Source organism: Pseudomonas sp. S2_B07, assembly GCF_054668435.1.
In genome coordinates, this window is the sequence record NZ_CP162769.1 from 2,568,676 (window position 1) to 2,585,816 (window position 17,141).

Here is a 17,141-nt window from a genome sequence, read left to right on the forward strand (position 1 = left end):
CTGCTCGCGATGGCGTCCGAACAAACACAGAACATTTCAGGAACACACTTCAATGACCGACTACACCCACTACTTCGACGAAGTCATCCAGGCCCACGTCGCCATCGAGCAATGGTTGGCCGAAGAACAAGACGACTCGGAACTTGAACAACTGCTGAGCCGGTTTTCACCGCAGTTTTCCATGATCTCGCCATTGGGCCGGGTGCTGGATTTCGAGGCATTGAGCGAACTGTTTCAACTGGCGGGCGGCAAGAAGCTCGGGTTCAGGATCGAACTCAGTGAATTGCGCGGTGTGGCGCTGTATGACGGCGGCGCGGTGGTGAGTTATCGCGAGCAACAGACCGATGCCACCGGGCTGCATTCGGATCGGCGTTCGACCGTGGTGTTTGAGAAAGACGCCGACGGCACGCTGATCTGGCGGCACTTGCATGAGACGTTTTGCAAAGGCTGACTCGGTCGCTTTTTGTGGCGAAGGGGCTTGCCCCCTCGCCACAGGGTTACTCGCCAACTGCTGGGTTAACCACCACCGTACACGTAATCCCCGCCGCCAACAGCACCCCCTCTGGCACTTCATCAATGTGAATCCGCACCGGCACTCGCTGCGCCAATCGCACCCAGTTGAACGTCGGGTTCACATCGGCAATCAGTTCGCGGCTCTCAGGGTTATCCCGGTCGTAGATGCCGCGAGAAATACTCTCCACATGCCCTTTCAGCACCTCGCCACTCATCAACTGCATGTCGGCCTTATCGCCCACGCGCACGTGCGGCAATTTGGTTTCTTCGAAGAAGCCATACACCCAGAACGAGTTCATATCGACCACGGCCATTTTCGCTTCGCCAATGCGCGCATAGTCGCCGCGATGCACGTTGAGGTTGGTCACGTACCCGTCCACCGCCGCCCGCACTTCGGTGCGTTTGAGGTTCAGCTCGGCGGCTTCGAGTTGCGCCTGCGCGTGTTGATAATCGGCCAGTGCCGAGTCGGCGATGTTGCTGGCGTCGTCACGGTTTTCCCGGGAGATCACCAGGTTGTCCATGTCCGCACGGCGGCGGGCGTTGACCTTGCGCATCTCCCACGTTGCCTTGCGTGATGCGACCAGCGACTGCGCCTGCTTGACCGCGATGCGATAGTGCTCGGGGTCGATCTGCATCAGCAGATCGCCCTTCTTCACTTGTTGGTTGTCACGCACCGGTACGTCCACCACTTCCCCGGTGACGTCGGCGGCGACGTTGATGATGTCGGCGCGCACCCGGCCATCGCGGGTCCACGGGGTGTCCATGTAATGCACCCACAAGGTCCGGCCGATCCATAGCGCGAGGGCCAGCACCAACAGGGTGGCGAGCAGGCTGAAAAGCTTTTTCATCAGGGCGTTCTCAGTGAAAGAGAGTCAACGGTAAACGGTCAGCGCCAGGGCGCCGAACAGGCAGGTAAACAGGCTCAGGCGCAGCAGCGCCGGGTGCCAGAAGAAGCGGTACAGGTCGAACCCGGACAAGAACCGGTCCAGCGCCCAGGCCAGTGCGGCGGCGATGAAAAACATCAGCGTCATGGTGGGCATGTACACGCCGTGGAAGGCGATTTCACGAGGCATGTTCAAGTCCTTGCGGCGCGGTTTTCGTGTAGGCCGAGAGCGGTGATTGCGGGTCCAGCAACGAGGTGCGAATGAAGTGCAGGTAGCTCTTCACCCGACGCAAGGCGGAGGTGTCGAAGTGCGGTGCGAAAGGTTCGTCAGTGGCTTGCACACGGCTGATCGCATGGTCGACCGCGACCAGACTGCGCTCCAGATTGTTCTGGCTCGGTTGCAGAAACAGTCGCACCAGCGAACGCCCCATCACCCGGATTGCCTGGCGCCACGGCTGCGATTCGGCGTAGGCCGGATGCACCGGCAGAACCGCCTGCTCCTTGCGCAACTCGATGATCGCGTGGCCGACTTCCAGCACCACGAACATCCAGCGCAGCAAGTTGCTTTGTACCTGCGGTTGCCCCGCTGCGAGGCCATACGCCTGATGCAGCAAGTCCCGCGTGCGGCTCTCAAAACTCGACGCCAATCCCTTGAGCTTGCCGCTGATCGCGTACACCACTTGCCCTCGCAAATCCTGCTCCAACCGCCGCCACAACCAGCGACTGTTCGGTGGCAAAATAATCGCCCCGGCCGCCGCGCACACCAGCATGCCGAGCACCATGGCGATGTAGTCGTTGATGAAGGCGTAAGGGTTGTAGACCGTCAGGTTGTCCGGCACCGAACCGGTGCTGAAGAAGATCAGCAAGCCGAGACCGACACCGGCGTATTGCGGTCGCGACGTGAGGAACGAACCGAGCACGATCACCGGCGCGAGCATCACGCACAGCAACGGGAATCCGTCGATCCACGGGAAGATGAAAAACATCTCGACGAAACCGATCAGTGCGCCAAGGAACGTCCCGCAGGCCATCTGAAACGCCATGCGTTTCGGGTTCGGCGTGGCGGCTGAAAGGCCGACAGTTGCTGCCGCAATCAAGGTCATCGTCGCGCCGCTGGGCCATGCGGTCGCCACCCAATAGCTGCCGAGCACCACCAGAATGAACGCTGCCCGAATCCCCGACGCCGCCGAGGCCATCCAGTTGGTTTGCGGGGTGAACGGCTCGTCCCATTGCTCGCGCGCGTGGCTGTGATCGGCGAGTGAGGCGTGGGTCTGTGCATAACTGTGCAGGTCGTCGACGAAGCGATAGAGCAACTCGTACGCGGTGTGGAAATCCAGCAGCTCGGCGTCGCTCGGGTTGCTCTCCTGGAAAGTCGCCCGCAAGCGGCGAACCCGCGCCGGCAAACCTTCTTTATAAGCGCTCAACTCGACAACCAGGCGTGCCGCGTCCGCATCGGTCAGGGCACGACCGCTGAAACCGTCGAGCACTTCCGCGAGGTCCTGCAGACCCGGTTTGATTGCCGCAACCGCAGGCTCGGCACCGCTGCTACGCAAGCGTTCGAGCAACTGATGCAAGGCGTTGAAGCGGGTGGTGATGCCCATGAACTCGCTGTTCAAACGATTGAGCCGACCGTTGCGCCGACGCATGTGCGGGTCTTCAAACACGGTCACGCTGCGCAAGCCTTCCAGCCCAACCGCTTCAGCGATGAAACGCACGTTGCTGGCTTCGAAAGCCTCCCGTTTGCTGCGACCGCGCAAGCCATCGGTGGCGAACCGGGCAAACACGCCGAAACGCTGGTACAAGGCGTTGCGCATCGCCGCGCTGGCGGTTTGCGGCAGGATCGCGGCGCTGACCAGCGTCGAGCAGAGAATGCCGAGGGAGATTTCCAGCACCCGCCAAACGGCGGCCATGAACGCGCCGTCCGGGTGCGCCAACGCGGGTAAACCGACCATCGCGGCGGTGTAGCCGGCCAACACAAAACCGTAGGCGCGAAAGTTACGATACCGCGCCGCACCGGCCGAACAGATGCCGACCCAGATCGCCAGCGAGCCGAGGAACAGTTCGGTGTTTTGCGCGAACAAGGCAATCAGCGCCACCATCACCGCCGAGCCGGTCAAGGTGCCCAGAAAGCGGTAAAAACTCTTGGCGAACACCTGACCGCTTTGCGGCTGCATGACGATAAACACGGTGATCATCGCCGTGCGCGGTTGCGGCAATTCCAGGCGCATGGCCAGCCACAAGGTCAGGAAGGCGGCGAACAACACCTTGAAGATGTAGACCCAGGTCACGCCATCGCTGCGTGCCCAGTCGAAAAAGCCCCGGCGCCATTCAAGGGAATACAGCCAGCGCAAGGGTGCGGGCAAGGGAGTCATGAAATCCTGCTCATTGAGATTCGATTAAGTCGCAGAACCTGTGTGAGCGAGCTTGCTCGCGATGGCGCAGTGTCAGGCGACACATGCATTGACTGACACGGCCTCATCGCGAGCAAGCTCGCTCCCACAGGGTTCGTGTTCAATTCGAGAGGCTCTTAAGCAGGGCTGGGGTTTTCGGCGCTGCGGTCTGGCTATCTTTCGGCACATCATTACCCGCACCCAGCCCGCCACCCAACGCCGTCACCAGTTCCGCATGAGCACTCAACCGCGCCGCCTGCACCTGCTGCTGAACTTGCTGCTGCTTGAACAACAACGTCTGCGCGTTAAGCACATTGAGGTAGTCGGTCAACCCGCGTTGATAGGCGATCATCGCGATGTCATAGGTCTTCTGCGCGGTGGCCACGGACTCGGCGGCGAAAGTCTGTTGCTTGTCCATCGACTCGCGGCGGATCAACTGATCGGAGATGCTTTTCAGCGCGTTGACCAGCGTCTGGTTGTACTTGGCCACCGCGATGTCATACCCCGCCGACGCTTCGCCCAACTCGGAGCGCAAACGCCCGCCGTCGAAAATCGGCAACGAGATCGCCGGGCCGACGCTGTAGTTGAGTTTCTTGCCGGTCAAAAACTCCAGCGCCCCACCGCCCGTGGCCATGTAGCCGAGGCTGCCAACCAGATCGACGTTGGGGTAAAAACCGGCGTGGGCGACATCGATACCGCGAGCCTGCGCCGCCACTTGCCAGCGACTGGCAACCACGTCCGGGCGTTGGCCGAGCAATTGCGCGGGCAACGACGACGGCAATTTCAGCGCGGCGCCCAACGACAGCGTTGGCCGCTGCAATTGCGCGCCTTCGCCCGGCCCCTTGCCTGCCAGGGCCGCAAGCTGGTTGCGGCTGAGGGCGATTTCTTCGTCCAGCGCATCAATCTGGCGATGGGTTTCCGGCAACGGCGTTTGTGCCTGACTGACTTCAAAGTGCGTGCCGATGCCTCCGTTCAGACGCTTCTGTGCGAGGTCGAGAATCTGCTGTTGCTGCTGCAGCGTCGCCTCGATGATGTCGCGCTGGGCGTAATGCAACGACAGCTCGATGTAGGCGCGCACGATGTTGTTCTGCAATTCGAGCTGCGCCAGACGCGCTTCGGCGGCGCTCATGTGCGCCATGTCCACGGCGCGCTCGGTGGCATTGCTTTCGCGGCCCCAGAGGTCGAGCGCATAGCTGAAGCCCAGCGCGGCGTTGTTGTCCCAGGTGGTCGTGTTGGCCAGCTCGCCCGGCCCGTAAAACTGATCGGTGGGCCAGTTGTGGCGCTTGAGGGTGGATTCGCCGTTGATCTGCAACGACTCGGCTGACTCGGCGATGCCGGCCATGGATTTGGCCTGGCGCACCCGCGCCGCCGCCATGGCCATGCTCGGGCTGCCTTGCACGGCGAGGTCGATCCAGCGGTTCAGTTGTGGGTCACCATAGGCCCGCCACCACTGAGCGGTGGGCCAGTGCGCGTCCTGCGCAGCGTGTTGAATAGCTTCGTCGGTGGCCAGTGAATCAGCCTCCAGTGCCTTGCCCTGCGGGGCAATACCTCCGGTACCGATGCAGCCGCTGATTGCCAGGGTTAAAGCCAAAACACTGAGCGTCTGAAGCGCTCTGCTGATGCGACGCGGCACTGCTGCGATTTCCTGAAATAGGGGAGGTACGAAATCCTGTGGGAGCCGGGCTTGCCCGCGATGGCAGCACCGCGGTGGGTCTGGATGACCGCGGTGCTGCCATCGCGGGCAAGCCCGGCTCCTGCAGTGGCGCAATTCTAGGGGTGGGTCTGGTTGGCGATAAGCTGGGATTCTTGTGAATCTTTGTTACCGTTCACGCGATAATCCCTTGGTCGGGGTCTCAGACCTTGAAACCTTGTGTCACAATTTGCCATCTCCCTTGAGAGCACCCCATGGACACTTTGCAAAACATGCGCGCCTTCAGTTACGTGGCCGAGGCCGGCAGCTTCACCGCTGCCGCCGTGCAACTGGACACCACCACCGCCAACGTCTCGCGCGCGGTCTCCAACCTGGAAGCCCACCTGCAAACCCGCCTGCTCAACCGCACCACCCGCCGCATCGCGTTGACCGAGGCCGGCAAGCGCTACCTGTTGCGCTGCGAGCAGATCCTCGCCTACGTAGAAGAAGCCGAAGCCGAGGCCAGCGACGCCCATGCGCGGCCGGCCGGGCAACTCAAGGTGCACACCATGACCGGCATCGGTCAGCACTTCGTGATCGACGCCATCGCCCGTTATCGCAAGACGCACCCGGACGTGACCTTCGACCTGACCATGGCCAACCGCGTGCCGGACTTGCTCGACGAGGGCTACGACGTGTCCATCGTCCTCGCCAGCGAACTGCCGGATTCCGGCTTCGTGTCCCAGCGGCTGGGTATCACCTACAGCATCGTCTGCGCCTCGCCGGCGTACGTGAAAGCCAACGGTTGCGCGCAAAAGCCCAGCGATCTGCTGAACCACATGTGCCTGCGCCTGGTGAGCCCGGTGATCCCGCTGGAGAAATGGGCCTTCGACGGCCCCGATGGCCAGGAGACCGTGACCATCAACAGCTCACCGTTCCTGGTCAACTCGGCGGACGCCATGAAAACCGCGATCACCAGCGGCATGGGCGTTGGCGTGCTGCCGGTGTATGCGGCGATTGAAGGGCTGCGCAACGGCACGTTGGTGCGGGTGATGCCGAACTACCGCTCGCAGGAACTGAACCTGTATGCGATCTACCCTTCACGGCAATATCTCGACGCGAAGATCAAGACCTGGGTCGAGTACTTGCGCGGCTCGTTGCCGGAGATTCTGGCGGCGCATCAGGCGGAGCTGGCGGCGTATGAATTGAGCGGGAGTCTGGGCGGGGCTCGGTTGGCGAACTGATTCCACGGTCCTACAGACGCACTGATTTTGAGGAAGGATTCCGACGGGTTCTGTCGGTTGTTGGGTCAGACGGGAAATGGGTAGGCTTTGTGGGTCGCTGCTAAATCAGCGATCAGGTCTGGAAAACCTGACAACCCTCCATCACACCTCATGGCATACTGCGGCGCTTTTTTTGCACGCAGTTCTTTGTTATGGCGGCTGTGCGCGGGAGACCTTCAGGTCTGCCGGGTGTGATGGTGGTCCGGTTTTTCCAGTCCGCGCACAGTTGCCACCCTTTCGCCTGGAAATCGAAAGATGGCAGCTCCATTTCATCGCCATTGAGTAACTTCCATATGATTAAAGAAACTCCGAATCCCCCGGAAACCGACGACGTTTCCCCCTACGAATCCGTCGATTCCAAAAAATTCCACGACGCCGCCGAACGCGCGTTGAATCACTACCTCAACCCCGCAGCCCTGAAATCACCGCCCACCCGCAAACCCAGCACCATGTTCCTACTCGCACCGGACCTCAAAGACGAAGATCTGCTGGCCCACACCTGTGAAACCCTGGCCCAGGCCAGCGTCATGGCCGGCGATTTTGCCACCTACCTGGAAGGCCCGCACCGCAACACCGCCATGGCGATCCAGCAAATCGTCATGCTCGCCGAACTGGCCGCGAACCGGATGATGGACAACCTCGAACTGCCCAAGCCCGCGCCACATCGCTAATCCCCCAGTAAACGCCAATCCCTGTGGGAGCGAGCCTGCTCGCGAATGCGATTTAACATTCAACATCAATGTTGTCTGGCATACCGCTTTCGCGAGCAGGCTCGCTCCCACAGTTGGGTTGTGTACACCTGATGGAGATTGGTCGGCTGTCAGGCCGCCATCGCTGGCAAGCCAGGCTCCTACAATAGATCGGTGTACACCCGCCGCTTCTCACCACTCATCAGGCCGAGCGTTAGCTCGCCTGAAAGCTTTTGATCTGGCTTTTGATTCACCCGCCCCCTCGGGAGGCTGAGTGGAGGTGTGCATCCGGGGAATGGCGCGCAGCGCCGTTCGACGCAGTCGAACACGCTGCATGTAGGTCGTCGCGCAGCAGACCTGCGGGCAGTGTCCCCGGATGGATACCGGAACGAAGGAACGCCGAGCCTTAGCGAGGGGCCGGACGCTCGGGGCGAGACTTTTTGGTTCCTTTTGTGGCGTTCGGTACGTGTCAAGGTACCTGTCGCCTTGGTACTTCCGCTGCTAACCCATTGCGCCGTTAACTTCAGGGCGTTCTGGGTTCAAATACACCGCATCTGCCAGCTTCCAGTTGCGTGTCCTGGTACTCCAGCGGCTCGGATTCGCTTCCCTGGCCTCTTCATAAAGCGCTGCTCTAGCTTGTAATAAAGCCGTCGCTTTGCCTTCGTGTCGCTCGTTTGGTGTCACGTATTTCAAGGCACTGTGGCGGTGATCTTCGTTGTACCACTCGATGAATTTCTGCACCCAAAGCCTTGCATCAGTCACCGTTTCAAAAGGTTGATCCGGCCAGAGTGGGCAGTACTTAGCGGTGCGGAACAGTGCCTCGGCATAAGCGTTATCGTTGCTCACCCTAGGCCGGCTAAAGGATGGCTCGACGCCCAGCGCAACCATACTTTCACGCAACAAAGAACCTCTCATCACGTGCCCGTTATCCGAGTGCAGCACCAGCGGGCGACCCGCTGTGTGTTCACGTAAGCACCCCTTTCTGAGCAGTTCGCACGCGTGTTCGGCGCACTCCACCTCATGTACTTCATTGGCGACCAGCTTGCGGCTGTAGACATCCTTGACCATGTCCCAGTAGAAAAACCGGCCTCTGACGGTACTTGGCAACCAGGTGATATCCCAGCACCACACCTGATTGGGGCTGTCAGCGCGATGAGTCGTCAGCACCCTGCGTTTCGGGGCTTTGGTTCTGCCACGACGCACGTTTTGGTTGGCGGCTTTTAACACACGATAAAACGTCGACTCCGAAGCCAGGTAGATGCCTTCATCGGCCAGCTTAGGAACGATTTGGTGCGGGGTGAGGCTGGCGTAGCCAGCCTGATTGGCGGTATCAAGCACTGCTTGGCGTTCCGTCTCACTGAGCTTATTAGCCGGAGCTGCCCGTTGAGCCAGTCGTCGTCGATCACAACCAGTGTGTCGCCAGCGTTGGACTGTGCGCAGGCTCAACCCCAACTCATTGCACGCTCGATATCGACGAGCGCCATTCAGTACCGCGTCTGCAATCAACTTCATGGCTTGCGTGCGATCAAAGGCGTCGATCAGTCTTCCTTGTCCTTGCCCCAGATCGCATTGGCTTTTTTTCTGAGTGCCAGCAAAGCCTCCGCCTCAGCACGCCCAGCATCTGACCGGATCAACTGACGCTCCAATTCTTTAATCCGCCGTTGTTCGGCAGTTTTCTCTACATTGGGTTTCAGATCAGCAAGAATATTGGCGTTTTGGCAGATCTCGCGCCATTGACGGATTTGCTCCGGGTAGATGCCCTTGAGCCGGCAGTATTGAGAAATTTCCACCTCACTCAACGGTGCTGTTTCCATCACAGCGTTGAATTTATCGGCGCTGGACCATTGATCACTGGTCTTGCCATTTCCCGGCACGATCAAACCTTTATCTCTAGCCATTTGTCTCCAGTTTCGCAGTGACTGAGGCGTGAGATTAAGTGCAACGGCGAGTTCCGCCACTGAGCGATTGAGGGGCGGCATCATTTGCAGGACGACCCAATCTTTGAAGTCTTCGTTATAGCGCTTGGACATTGCTAAACACCTTCGCCCTCTTGCATGAGTGAGTCAATCAACAAGGGCGACAGGTAGCCTGACACGGAGGGCGTTTGAAAAAAGTGCCTCGCCGTAAGGGCGAAACCGCCAGCGGCCGTTACCGCAGGAATGGATATGTACACCAAGAAAGAGAATGGTCGTCTGTCAGGACGCCTTCGCGAGCAGGCTCACTCCCACAGTTTAAATAGGCGCATACCCGACGCCCGGGCACTCGCACAACAGCGGGGAAGAATGTTAGCGTGCTTGGCATTCTCCACGCCCGACGAGCCCTCCTCCCATGAAAAAGACTGTCCTCGCCTTCAGCCGCGTCACGCCGCAAATGGTTGAACGCCTGCAACAAGACTTCGACGTGATCGTGCCAAACCCGAAAAACGGCGACATCAATGCCCAATTCAACGAAGCCCTGCCCCACGCCCACGGCCTGATCGGTGTCGGTCGCAAACTCGGTCGCGCACAGCTGGAGAACGCCGCCAAGCTGGAAGTGGTGTCCAGCGTCTCGGTCGGCTACGACAACTACGACGTTGCCTACTTCAACGAACGCGGGATCATGCTCACCAACACCCCGGACGTGCTCACCGAAAGCACCGCCGACCTGGCGTTTTCCCTGCTGATGAGCAGCGCTCGTCGTGTTGCCGAACTGGACGCCTGGACCAAGGCCGGGCAATGGCAAGCCACCGTCGGCGCGCCGTTGTTCGGCACTGATGTACACGGCAAAACCCTGGGTATCGTCGGCATGGGCAACATCGGCGCGGCCATTGCCCGTCGCGGTCGCCTGGGCTTCAACATGCCGATCATCTACAGCGGCAACAGCCGCAAGACCGAGCTGGAACAAGAACTCGGCGCGCAGTTCCGCTCGCTGGATCAATTGTTGGCCGAAGCCGATTTCGTCTGCCTGGTGGTGCCGCTCAGCGAAAAAACCCGGCACCTGATCAGCCACCGTGAACTGGCGCTGATGAAGCCAAGCGCGATTCTGGTGAACATCTCGCGTGGCCCGGTCGTCGACGAGCCGGCCCTGATCGAAGCGCTGCAAAACAACCGCATTCGCGGCGCCGGTCTGGACGTCTACGAGAAAGAACCGCTGGCGGAGTCGCCGCTGTTCCAGCTGAAAAACGCAGTGACCTTGCCGCACATCGGTTCCGCCACCCACGAAACCCGTGAAGCCATGGCCAACCGTGCATTGGCCAACTTGCGTAGCGCCTTGCTGGGCGAGCGGCCGCAAGATCTGGTCAACCCGCAAGTCTGGAAAGGCTAATGACAACGGGCAGACGTTTTTAAGCGTCTGCCCGTTCGTTCAAGCCAATTTGCCATTCCCCTGCAACGCAGGTGGCTTGGGCTTACGGAATACCAACACGTTACCCAGCATCACCAGCACCAGGCCCACCAATGCCGGTGCAGTCCATTGGTAGCCTTCGGCAAATGCCGACACGTTCAACGCCACCACCGGGAACAACACGGTGCAATAGGCCGCGCGTTCTGGCCCCATGCGCCCAACCAAGGTCAGGTAAGCGGTAAAACCGATCACGGAACCGGGAATGACCAGGTACAACAACGAGCCGATGTAACGGGTGCTCCATTCGATGTCGAACGGAATGCCTTTGACCAGGCACCACACCGACAACATCGCCGCGCCATACGCCATGCCCCAGGCATTGGTGGTCAGCGGTTTCAGACCGGCCTTCTGCTGCAGGCTCGACAGCATGTTGCCGGCCGAGAAGCACAGGGTTCCGAGCAGCGCCAGGCCCAGGCCGAGCAAGGTTTCCGGGCTCGCGGTGTGGCCCGCCAGTTCAGGCCAGAACAGCAGGCCAAGTCCGAACAAACCCAACGCACCGCCCATCAGCACATTGCGGGCGATTTTCTGGCCGAAGAACACCCGCGCATTCAGGGCGTTCCACAACGTTGCGGTAGAAAACACCACGGCGACCAGGCCGCTGGGAATCCACTGGCTGGCTGTCAGGAAACACATGAAGTTGACGCAGAACAGGCACAGCCCCTGCGCCAGACAAATCAAGTGCCCGCGTCGGTTCATCACTTGCAGACGTCGACTCAGCAGCAACATCGCGAACAGCACCAGCGCCGCGAGGCCGAAGCGATAGACGATCGACACCGGAATCGCCACCACGCCCAATTGCCATTTCAAGGCAATCCAGGTGGTGCCCCAGATCAGCACGGTCAGCAAGTACAACGACAGGTTCATGGCAAACACTCCTCAGTAGAGGCTCAGTGTCCTGCGGGCGCTCGGATCGCACTTGCATAAACTTGCGCTTTTGTCAGCGCAGAGGCTGGCAGGCCAACGTCTACGGAGTAGGATGCTAGGCGTTGGAGAGAACCGATCATGCCCGCACTGGAAACGCTGCAAGTCTTTCAAGCCCTCAACCGCTCGCCCAATGCTCGCCTTGAGCACAGCGCCGAGCTCGGTGACGGCATGGCTGCAGCCTTGTGGAGCAACCATCACGACGCCCAGGACTACGAAGCGCCGAGCCATCACACGCTGTCGTGCTACATCGCCGGCGGCACCGGCACCTTCCGCCGCGACCAGCCCGGCACCAAGGGCGGCCCGGACAAGCTGTGCATCCTGCCGGCGGATCACCAGTCAGGCTGGGTGATCAATGGCGACATTCGCCTGGCCCACCTGTATTTCAGCCCCGAACAATTCGCCCTCGGCTGCGTCACGCTGCTGGACCGCGAACCGCGTGAACTGCAATTACGCGAAGGCACTTTCCTCGACGATCCAGCGCAAGCCCGGCGCTTTCGACAGATGCTGACCCTCAACTGGGACGAACCCGGCGAACGTTTGCTGACCAGCAGCCTGGCCCATGAAATGCTCAGCCACGTATTGCTTGGCCAGGTCGGCATGCGCGAGGGGTTGCGGCTCAAGGGTGGACTGGCGGCACATCAGCGGCGGCAGTTGGTTGAGTTCATCGATCATCAATTGGCCGAGGCCATCAGCCTTGGGCAGTTGGCTGCGCTGTGTGCGCTGTCGGAATATCACTTTGCGCGGATGTTTCGCGAGAGCTTTGGTTTGCCGCCGCATCAGTATGTGCTGGCTCGCCGATTGGGCCGGGCGCGGGAGTTGTTGCGCTCGACGTCGCAGCCGTTGGGGGAGATTGCGTTGGCGTGCGGGTTTGCCAGTGCGAGTCATTTCACCAATCGGTTTCGGCAGGCTTTGGGTGGGACGCCTGGGGAGTATCGGCAGGCGTTTTTGCGGTAGTACTTAAGATGATTGGCGCCGGTGAGGCCGCCATCGCGGGCAAGCCCGGCGCCCACATTTGACCGCATTCTCATGAAGGAACTCGATCCCTGTGGGAGCCGGCGGTGCGGCGATTCGACTTGCCCGCGATGAACGATGACGCAGTCTTCGATCAGAACTCCAACGTGCTCGACAACAACACCTGCCGCGAATCCCCCATCGACACAAAGAACCGGCTCGCCGCCGAGGTGTAGTACGTGCGGTCAAACAGGTTCTTCACGTTGAGCTGAAACTTGACCCGCTGCCCTTCAACCTTGGTGTCGTACGTGGCGAACGCATCCGCCACGGTGTAGCTCGGCAGGTCAAAATCGTTCACAGCGTTACCCGCTCGCTCACCGACATAACGCGCCCCGGCGCCGACCCGCAACTGATCGCCACCGACAATGGTGCCAAAGTCATAGACCGCCGACAGCGAACCGCTGTTCTTGGCGACGTTTTGCAGCTGCTTGCCTTTGTAGTCGGGGTCTTCGGTGACTTCGGCATCGGTGTAGGCGTAACTGCCGATCATGCTCCAGCGATCCGTCAGCTGTCCCGTCACGTCCACTTCCAGGCCACGGGAACGCACTTCGCCAGCAGCGCTGTAGATCGTCACCGGGCCTTCGGAGTTGGCCACCAGCACGTTGCGTTTCTTGATGTCGAACAGCGCGATGTCACCGGTGATGCGCCCCGGCAGGTCGAACTTGGCGCCGATTTCCCAGGCCTTGGCTTCTTCCGGCGCAATGCTGCCATCGAGCACGGTGCTGCTGCCGCTCAAAGGCGCGATGGTGGAGTTGGGTTTGAACGATTCGGTGTAGCTGCCGTAGAACGACAATTCATCGGTGTAGCGATAGACCAACCCCGCGCGCGGTACCCACTTCTGGCCGTTGCTGTCGGTGTTGGCCTTGAACGGCACGCCTTTGCCGGCGTATTGGTCGTATTCCTGGAAGCGCCCGCCCGCGACGAAAATCCATTGATCGGTGAGGTGAATCGAGTCCTGCAGGAAGATCGAGTCGCTGCGCAATTCATCGGTTTGCGCGCTGTCCGCCGGGCTGACGGTGGTGCCGGCGACTTCGCGACCGTAGACCGGATTGACGTAACTGAAGGTGCTCAGGCTTTTCTGGCGGATCAGGTCTTCGCGGTAGATCTTGCGGTACTCGTCATCGACGCCGAACACCAGGTCGTGTTTCATCCCGGCGAACTCGACATTGCCTTCGAGGCTGGCGGTGGTGAAGCGGTCGGTGCTGATCGCATTCTGCGTGCCGTCCATGCTGCGGGTCAGCGTGCCTTTTTTGGTGTCGATGGCGGTAACGCGCACCTGGCTGGCGTCGTAGGTTTCACGGTTCCAGCTGTAGCCGAAGTGGGCGGTCCAGTTGTCGTTGAGTTCGTGATCGGCCTCGAAGTGGTACAGGTCCGAACGGCCTTCCATGTTGTTGAACGGCTCGTCGAGGCGCTCGTTGCGCGAGATGTCCAGCGGGTGGTTGGTGCGCGGATCGATGATCGTGCCACGGTCAAACGGGGTCAGGAACTCGCGGTGTTCGTAGGAGAACAGCAGCTTGGTGCTTTCGCCAAACCAGGCCAGCGACGGCGCCACCAGCGACTCGCGGTGGGTGCCGAAATTGCGCCAGTAATCTTCATCTTCGTGGTCCAGCACCATGCGGTAGGCGAGGCCCGAGGTGCCGAGCGCGCCGGTGCTGTCGAGGCTGCCACCGCTGCCGTTTTTGCCATCGCCATAGGTCGAACCGCGCAGGGTCAGGGCGTTGTATTGCTCAAGTTCCGGCTTCTTGCTGACCAGGTTGACCACCCCGCCCGGGTCTTGAATGCCGTACAGCAGCGAGGCCGGCCCCTTGAGCACTTCGACGCGATCGACGCTTTCATTCATGCCGCGGCCCTGCACGATCGGCATGCCGTCGCGCATGATCGAACCGTTACGGTTGTCACCGAAACCGCGGGTCATCACTGAGTCCTGAGTGCTCGCCAGCGTGTTGCCCTGAGTGATGCCGCTGACGTTGGCCAGCGCGTCATCCAGATTGCGCGGCAGCTGATCGCGAATGACCTGGGCCGGGACGACGTTGACGGTCTGCGGAATTTCCTGGAGCAAGGCCGATGAGCGCATCACCGAACTGGTGGGCGGCGGTTGATAGCTCATGGATTGATCGGCGACCGAGGTGATGGTGGTCGCGCCAAGGTTCAAGGTGCCGGCCGTGGGTACGGGTTCCAGCATCAGGGTTTTGGCATCGGTGCGGCGGAAGGTGAAGCCCGAGCCGCTGAGCAAACGCTGCATCGCTTGCTCGGCACTCAACTGGCCATTGATCGCCGGGGCGGTGAGGCCATACGGCGCTTCATCGGTGTAGACCACGCTGATGCCGGTGACCCGGCTGAAGTCGCTCAGGGCCTGGGGCAGCGGTTTGGCGGCGATGGCGAAACTGAACTGGGCACGCTGTTGCGTGTTGTTGGCTTCAGCCGCCGAGGCAATGCTCGATGGCAGCAAGGCCAGCGCCAACATACTCAGTGCCGAAACACCCAACCACTGTTTGACCGAACCCGATTTTGCCCTGGACTTCATTGCTCATGACCTGTGTAGAACCGCTACGGATGCGAATGACTCGCAGTTTCAGTCACTACACGGATGGGGGTTGGGTTTACCTCATCAAAATGTTGAAAATATTTTTGTTTGAGGGATGTGGTGGTGAGTCTGCCCGCCATGGGGCCAGAGGCTTTAGCGCAAAATAATCAGATGCCCCAACACGTTGTGCTGCTCAAACCCCAACACCCCCTGCAACGAACTCAACACCGCTTGCGGATCCTTGCTCGGAAAGCTGCCACTGATTCGCCGTGCCGCCAGCTCATCGTTGAGCAATACAATCCTCCCCGGGTAATAGCGACCGAGGTCCTGCACCACCTCCGCCAACGTCGCCTTGTAATAATTGAGCCAGCCCTGACGCCAGGCCAACTGCGCCTCGCTGTCGACCGCATGCAGTTTTTCCGCCGCGCCCTCGCCATAGGCCACTTGCTGGCCGGCGGTCAGAATTTGCGGCTCGGCGTACTTCTTCGCTGTCACGCCGACCCGTCCTGACAACACCGTGACCTGAGCACCCTGCGGTTGCAGGCGCACTTCAAACTGCGTGCCCAGCACTTTCGCCTGGCCTTGTTCAGCGTCGACCACAAACGGATCACCCGTATGCGTCACGCTGAAAAACCCGGCGCCGCGTCGCAACTGGACGTGCCGCTCACCGCGACTGAAATCCACGGCAATGGCACTGTCGGCATCCAGCGTGACGCGCGATTGATCCGCCAGGGTCACGGTGCGAATTTCCCCCGGCGCCGAGACATAGTCCGCCCCCAGGTCGTCAATCCAACGCGCTGGCTGCCAACCCGCGCCGAGGCCCATCATCAACAACAGGCACGCCGCCATCGCCAACGCCCCCGACCAACGCCGAATGCTGTGGCGGCGCGATTGATTCATGGCATTGAGATAACCCTGCAAGGCGAAAGCGTCTTCATCGGCCAGGGTTCGCGCCGGCGATTCGCTCAATTCCCACAGCACTTGAGCCTGTGCATAAGCCTCGGCGTGGGCGGGATCAGCCTTCAGCCAGTGACTGAACGTGAGTTGATCGCCACTGCTGGGCTGGTCATGCAGCAAGCACAGCCACGCGAAGGCGGCCTGTTCCTGAGCGGGCGTCGGGATGACGCGTTCAAGCTGATTCACGGTGCTTTCCCTGGCGTGCGCGTGGGCGGTTCCCGCAGGCTGGCCTTGCAGGCATCGAGGGCGCGCATCATATGTTTTTCCACGGCACTTTGGGACAAGCCCATGGCTTTGGCGATTTCGGCGTACTTGCGACCGTGGATGCGGTTGAGCAGGAAGATTTGCCGCGTGCGTTCCGGCAAGGCGCGCAGCGCCGCTTCGACGTGACGCAAATCGTTGCCGGCTTCCAGGGCGGCTTGCGGCTCACTGCCATGGCTGTCTGGCGCGTCCGGCATCCAGCCTTCATTGACCCGCACTCGCGTGCCTTCGCTGCGTAAATGGTCGATGGCGATGTTGCCGGCGCAACGTAGCAGGTAGGTGCTGAGTTCCTCGACCTGCACCAGCGGCCGACGCCAGAAACGCAGGAACAAGTCCTGCACCAGGTCCGCCGCCGTCGCCCGACACCCCACGCGCCGGTTCACCAAAGCTTCCATCTGCGAACGCTGGGAAAGAAACACGTGCAGGAAATGCGCGCGTGCCCCGCGGTGTTCATCGTCGTGAGATTCAGGTGGGAGGGTGATCATCGGGTCAGCCTTGCGCACATTCGGCGACGGCCAATCGAGAGCGAACCGGGAGCGTGGTGGTGTCTGTCATGGTGCGACCTTGAAACCGGTAAGGCCGCGTGAAAGTCATCGGGCCAGCGAGGGCGCAATATTAATGATAAATATTCTCATACGCAAAGAGATCTGATTGCCGGATACGGATCGCGCACATCCTGTAGCAGCCTTCGGCAG

At 60.6% G+C, this 17,141-nt stretch carries 14 protein-coding genes; 5 read left to right on the forward strand and 9 right to left on the reverse strand.

Features of this window, described 5'->3' with window-relative positions:
- Window positions 1-52: 52 nt before the first annotated feature.
- Entirely contained in the window at window positions 53-451 is a 399-nt protein-coding gene (locus AB4N43_RS11925; protein WP_027924602.1) for a DUF4440 domain-containing protein, read from the forward strand.
- A 46-nt stretch (window positions 452-497) separates the two neighbouring features.
- Here the strand turns inward: AB4N43_RS11925 and AB4N43_RS11930 are convergent, their stop codons facing one another.
- The 4 genes from AB4N43_RS11930 to AB4N43_RS11945 all read right to left on the reverse strand — a co-directional run bounded on the left by AB4N43_RS11930 (window position 498) and on the right by AB4N43_RS11945 (window position 5,419).
- Window positions 498-1,361 (reverse strand): efflux RND transporter periplasmic adaptor subunit, encoded by an 864-nt coding sequence (locus AB4N43_RS11930; protein WP_027924601.1) that lies wholly within the window; start codon window positions 1,359-1,361, stop codon window positions 498-500.
- Between the two features lie 24 nt (window positions 1,362-1,385).
- Entirely contained in the window at window positions 1,386-1,586 is a 201-nt protein-coding gene (locus tag AB4N43_RS11935; RefSeq protein WP_007896379.1) for a DUF1656 domain-containing protein, read from the reverse strand.
- Entirely contained in the window at window positions 1,576-3,768 is a 2,193-nt protein-coding gene (locus AB4N43_RS11940; RefSeq protein ID WP_027924600.1) for an FUSC family protein, read from the reverse strand. Before AB4N43_RS11940 ends, AB4N43_RS11935 begins: the two co-directional genes overlap by 11 nt.
- A gap of 139 nt (window positions 3,769-3,907) precedes the next feature.
- On the reverse strand, window positions 3,908-5,419 hold the full coding sequence (locus AB4N43_RS11945) for an efflux transporter outer membrane subunit (protein ID WP_027924599.1): 1,512 nt from the start codon (window positions 5,417-5,419) through the stop codon (window positions 3,908-3,910).
- A gap of 272 nt (window positions 5,420-5,691) precedes the next feature.
- On the opposite strand from AB4N43_RS11945, the gene AB4N43_RS11950 reads away from it, so the two are divergent.
- Together AB4N43_RS11950 and AB4N43_RS11955 are read left to right on the forward strand one after the other, a co-directional pair.
- A complete protein-coding gene (locus AB4N43_RS11950) occupies window positions 5,692-6,660 on the forward strand; it encodes a LysR family transcriptional regulator (RefSeq protein WP_027924598.1) in 969 nt (322 codons plus the stop codon).
- A 332-nt stretch (window positions 6,661-6,992) separates the two neighbouring features.
- Window positions 6,993-7,370, forward strand: coding sequence for a DUF6124 family protein (locus AB4N43_RS11955; protein WP_460154088.1), 378 nt, complete (start codon window positions 6,993-6,995; stop codon window positions 7,368-7,370).
- 519 nt (window positions 7,371-7,889) lie between these two features.
- Here AB4N43_RS11955 and AB4N43_RS11960 read toward each other — a convergent pair.
- Window positions 7,890-9,418, reverse strand: a protein-coding gene (locus AB4N43_RS11960) for an IS3 family transposase (RefSeq protein ID WP_460154089.1) whose coding sequence is annotated in 2 segments (ribosomal slippage) — window positions 7,890-8,959 and window positions 8,959-9,418 — 1,530 coding nt in all. Because the reading frame shifts where the segments join, the coding sequence is not laid out codon by codon here.
- A gap of 298 nt (window positions 9,419-9,716) precedes the next feature.
- Here AB4N43_RS11960 and AB4N43_RS11965 point away from each other — a divergent pair.
- The gene (locus AB4N43_RS11965; protein ID WP_460154090.1) at window positions 9,717-10,691 is read left to right on the forward strand and encodes a 2-hydroxyacid dehydrogenase; all 975 of its coding nucleotides are present in this window, start codon (window positions 9,717-9,719) and stop codon (window positions 10,689-10,691) included.
- 39 nt (window positions 10,692-10,730) lie between these two features.
- On the opposite strand, the gene AB4N43_RS11970 is transcribed toward AB4N43_RS11965, so the two are convergent.
- Window positions 10,731-11,633 carry a DMT family transporter gene (locus AB4N43_RS11970; RefSeq protein ID WP_194940794.1) on the reverse strand — a complete coding sequence of 301 codons (903 nt, stop codon included), beginning with the start codon at window positions 11,631-11,633 and terminating at the stop codon, window positions 10,731-10,733.
- 138 nt (window positions 11,634-11,771) lie between these two features.
- Between AB4N43_RS11970 and AB4N43_RS11975 the strand changes: the two genes are divergently transcribed.
- A complete protein-coding gene (locus AB4N43_RS11975; RefSeq protein ID WP_059181593.1) occupies window positions 11,772-12,647 on the forward strand; it encodes an AraC family transcriptional regulator in 876 nt (291 codons plus the stop codon).
- 151 nt (window positions 12,648-12,798) lie between these two features.
- Here the strand turns inward: AB4N43_RS11975 and AB4N43_RS11980 are convergent, their stop codons facing one another.
- From AB4N43_RS11980 to AB4N43_RS11990, 3 genes are all read right to left on the reverse strand, one after another.
- Complete coding sequence (locus tag AB4N43_RS11980) at window positions 12,799-15,228, reverse strand: TonB-dependent siderophore receptor (RefSeq protein WP_194940795.1); 2,430 nt, start codon at window positions 15,226-15,228, stop codon at window positions 12,799-12,801.
- A gap of 153 nt (window positions 15,229-15,381) precedes the next feature.
- Window positions 15,382-16,371, reverse strand: a complete 990-nt coding sequence (locus AB4N43_RS11985) for a FecR family protein (RefSeq protein ID WP_027924592.1) — start codon at window positions 16,369-16,371, stop codon at window positions 15,382-15,384.
- The gene (locus AB4N43_RS11990) at window positions 16,368-16,931 is read right to left on the reverse strand and encodes an RNA polymerase sigma factor (RefSeq protein WP_027924591.1); all 564 of its coding nucleotides are present in this window, start codon (window positions 16,929-16,931) and stop codon (window positions 16,368-16,370) included. Before AB4N43_RS11990 ends, AB4N43_RS11985 begins: the two co-directional genes overlap by 4 nt.
- Window positions 16,932-17,141: the final 210 nt, after the last annotated feature.